At 67.2% G+C, this 3,565-nt stretch carries 4 protein-coding genes; all 4 read right to left on the minus strand.

Annotation, left to right across the window (positions count from 1 at the left end; all coding sequences use genetic code 11):
* Positions 1-402 precede the first annotated feature (402 nt).
* Entirely contained in the window at positions 403-936 is a 534-nt protein-coding gene (locus SM452_RS30205) for a P-loop nucleotide/nucleoside kinase family protein (protein ID WP_402811438.1), read from the minus strand.
* A gap of 850 nt (positions 937-1,786) precedes the next feature.
* On the minus strand, positions 1,787-2,590 hold the full coding sequence (locus SM452_RS30210; protein WP_463841206.1) for a hypothetical protein: 804 nt from the start codon (positions 2,588-2,590) through the stop codon (positions 1,787-1,789).
* Between the two features lie 101 nt (positions 2,591-2,691).
* Positions 2,692-2,898 carry a hypothetical protein gene (locus SM452_RS30215; protein WP_355508222.1) on the minus strand — a complete coding sequence of 69 codons (207 nt, stop codon included), beginning with the start codon at positions 2,896-2,898 and terminating at the stop codon, positions 2,692-2,694.
* A 99-nt stretch (positions 2,899-2,997) separates the two neighbouring features.
* A complete protein-coding gene (locus SM452_RS30220) occupies positions 2,998-3,456 on the minus strand; it encodes a hypothetical protein (protein ID WP_355508221.1) in 459 nt (152 codons plus the stop codon).
* Between the last annotated feature and the right edge of the window lie 109 nt (positions 3,457-3,565).

Genomic DNA, 3,565 nt, shown 5'->3' on the forward strand with positions numbered 1-3,565 from the left:
CACCCGCCGAACACGAGGCGCTACACGCGATGACCCACCCGGTCACCGCAACCCTGAAAACCAGATAATCCAGTCTCCATCAAACCCGGGGCTTGACATATCGCCGCGACAGTCGACGGAAGTACGGGGACGACTGGCGTGCCGAACCAGTTGCTTGGATGATCCTGAGGCATGCGGACCAGCAACACCCTGCCCTTGCAGCCGACCTGTTCGACAGCGACAGCGAGTGGAGCCTCACACAGCGCTTGGGCATAGGTCGGTCTGCCGCGTACGCGCCACCTGTAGGTGACCCCGCCGACCGTGATGAGCCGAGAGCCCTTCTCGACCAACGCCATGACGACCCTCCTCGACGTCAGATGCCCGTAGCCGCAGATGCCCACCAGTGATGCGGACAGTCCCAGGTCAGCCATCTGAGCGTCCCTCGGTGGCTCCGAGGACGATCTGCGCGGCGACCTGGGCGGGAGTCAGGTCCGTGGTGTCGATGATCTCGGCCTCGGCATGCAGCCACGTGCGGGCCGCCTCGGCGTAGGGCTGAAGGTACTTGAGACGGAACGGAGACGGAGTGGGGTGTTCCCCCTCGATACGGCTGCGGAGGGCGTCTCGGTCGGCGTGGAGGACGAAGTGCTTGACCGGGATGGCATGTTGAGCGAGGCCGGTGCTGATTTCGATCCAGTACTGCTCGACCAGGACAGTCATCGGCACTACGAGCGTGCCGCCGGTGTAGTCGAGAACACGGCGGGCGGTCTCGACGACGAGCTGCCGCCACGGCGGCCAGTGCTGGAAGTTGTCAGTCGCGGGTAGCCCTGGCGTGATGTCCATGAGAGTCTCGCCGACCTTCTCGGCGTCGAACACTCGCGAATTCGGGATCAGTTGCTGCACGAGCATGCTGGTCGTCGTCTTGCCCACGCCGTGAGTGCCGTTGAGCCATACGATCACGGGCCACACTAACGCGAGTGAGCAGCCGGACGACCTCCGCAGACCGGTACGCGATCCGCGCGGCGCAGCCGGTCCTGGATCAGCCGCCAACGACGGGAACCCGAAGCGTGGTCGGCCAGCGCGCCGCAGGTCACGTACGAGCGGTCCAAGTTCCGCTTGAACGTCCGACCTGTCTACTCGATCCCTCGGAGCCACCAGGGAAGGTCTGGCCTGCTGAATGGATTGGGCAGCGTCCGGGACTGCCACGTGCGATCAGCGCGGCTGATGAGTCGCCGCAAGTCGCGGCGAGTGCGGCGTGGTAGCCGGCCCAGGGCGATCTCGATGACAGTGCGGGGATGTCCCCAGTCCTCATGCCAGTCATCGCACTCGGCATGCCAAGGGACCATGCCGGTTTGCCTGATGCTGCGAAGCGGACGAATCCACAGCAGTACCGCTTCGACGGTCCAATTGTCCGGCCAGCCAGCGTATCGATCGACCTCCCGCAAGGCGCCCAACGCGGGGCCTGGCAGCCGGGACACGGTCGGGCGGGTTCTCGGCATCCTGCGGTGGTGTCGGCGCAGGCTGCGGCGGACGGCGGCGGGCGGCCGGCGTGGCATGAGACTTCCAAGCCTGGAGGGTTGCCACTCATTGTGCCCGGCGGCCGCTCGGCAGCACGCACGGATGTCATAAGCCGTCTGCCCATGCGCCGGAATCGGGAGAGGGCTGCACGCCAAGCGTTCAGGTCGGCCTCCTCAGGCTCGCCGTCAGCGTGCAGCGGGTATCGGGGCTCGCTGCCGGACAGGAAGCCCGCGACGAGGTAGCGGGCCTCCTCCGACATAGCCCCCATCCCGGCGCGCGAGACGTTCCGGTCCTAGCCTGGCGTGGGGACGGTCTTGACGATCACCGTTGCCAGGGACGTCGCCTTCTCCTGAGCGATTGCGGTGACCTCGGAGGCGGTGCTCAGTTTGGGCGGCCAGAAGGTGAGCGCCTCGACACTGATGAGCAGCGAGCCGTGCGCGAAGATCAGCCGCGCGTTGCCGGGCAGGAACGGCATTCCTTCGGCGCTTTCCGGGTTCACCCGGCTCACCGTCGCCGTGGTCAGCCGCGCGCTCGTCGATCCGATGGGCATCGTGCGTGCGCCCCACCGGGCGGTGGCCATCCCGATGTTGAGTGGGAAATCCTTACTGGGGCAACGTGCGGTGCGCGCCGTACGCGCGGCCGCAGCGGCCGCCGGGGCATCACGCAGACGGATCACCGTGACATTCAAAAGGGTTGTCGGGGGCTGGACGTCGACGAAGATCCCTACGGGATTCACCTCCAGGCCCGCGCCCCACACCTGATCGAATTCCAACCCGCCCTCGTTCGACCGGTCTGGGTCGGCAATGAGCAGGTCGCAGGGTTCATAGGGCTCGCCGACCTCGACCGTGCGCTCCCGGATGTCGTCGCCGACATCGGCCCGCTCGACCAGCTGGCGAATCGTCGCCATCAGCGCCTCTTGCTCGGTGGGCGATGCCGACGGTGCGGGATCCACCGAGGGTGCCGGAGGCGGTGGCGGGTCGGCTCGTGTGACGCAGCCGGCAAGGCCCAGTACCACCAGTACGCCGGCGACGAAGGATCCGCCGCGAACCCGATCAACGATCCCCACGAATCCCCGCTTCCACTCGGGGTGCAGCATATGGCTCATCACGTCCGGCGTTTGCCCGTGCCGTCCGCGGCGAAGGTTCCGTCATCTGGAGCGCGGGAGAAGCGCGGACCTTCTGTGATCTGCCGGAGAGGTCAGGAACTCCAGCCGCCCACGCCGCCGCTGCCGGTGTTGCTGCCGTCCGTACGATTCCGATGGTCGTCGAGCCGGCGGCGCGCCTCGGCGGATGCCCGGAGGTCACGTACCTGGCGGCCGTCCACGCGTGTCTGCCGACGACGACGCAGCAGGCCGACGACGAACACGGCGGCCACGATGACGAGTACGAGGATCACCCAGCGCATGTCGACCTCCCGGGTCAGATGCCTGCCCCCAGTGTCCGCAGCCGGTCAAGGGCTCGCTCCCTCGCGATCACCGCTGTTTGCGAGACTTTCGGGAGCCGCTCAAGCTGGATGGTCGTTCAGGAACGACTGGGCAGCCGCCTTCGTGGCCGCTACGACCTCGTTTGTCTGGTCGTATGCCGTGCCCCATCCGACGTACAGCTCCAGGAAGCGATCGGCCACGGGTCGCAGCTCCGGCAACTGGGATTCGGCCGCCTGGCAGTAGATCTCGTGGGCCAGATCCTCGGCGTCGCCGTCTCCCGCAACGATGTCCGCCGCTACCTGACGCATGAGGTGCAGCCGAGCGCCGCGCTCGTCCGGCACCGGCGAGCCGAGTTCGTCCATCGCCTGCCGGAACAGATCGACTGCCTCCCACGACTGGCCCTTCGACAGGCCGGCAAGCTCACGCAGGCCCGGCGAGTCGACGCCCCGGGTCAGAGCGTGAGCGGCCGCCATCGGCAGGTCGTCGCCGACCGGTTCGTCCATCGCCAGCCGGACGGCGAGGTCGCGCAGGTGCTCCACGCCCGAGAGGCTAGGAGCGTGTCTCAGTAACCGGCAACCCGCGCGAAGATCATGATTATTCGTGCGGGATGATCCCGGTATGGGTAGCCAGGAGGGGCTGTTCGATGTC

Source organism: Micromonospora sp. SYSU B005 (genome assembly GCF_055362685.1).

What these genes read in the sequence shown, in the direction of transcription:
- SM452_RS30215 (WP_355508222.1), bottom strand. Translation starts at nt 2,898, where the DNA reads ATGCGCTGGGTGATCCTCGTACTCGTCATCGTGGCCGCCGTGTTCGTC.
- SM452_RS30210 (WP_463841206.1), bottom strand. Translation starts at nt 2,590, where the DNA reads ATGCTGCACCCCGAGTGGAAGCGGGGATTCGTGGGGATCGTTGATCGG.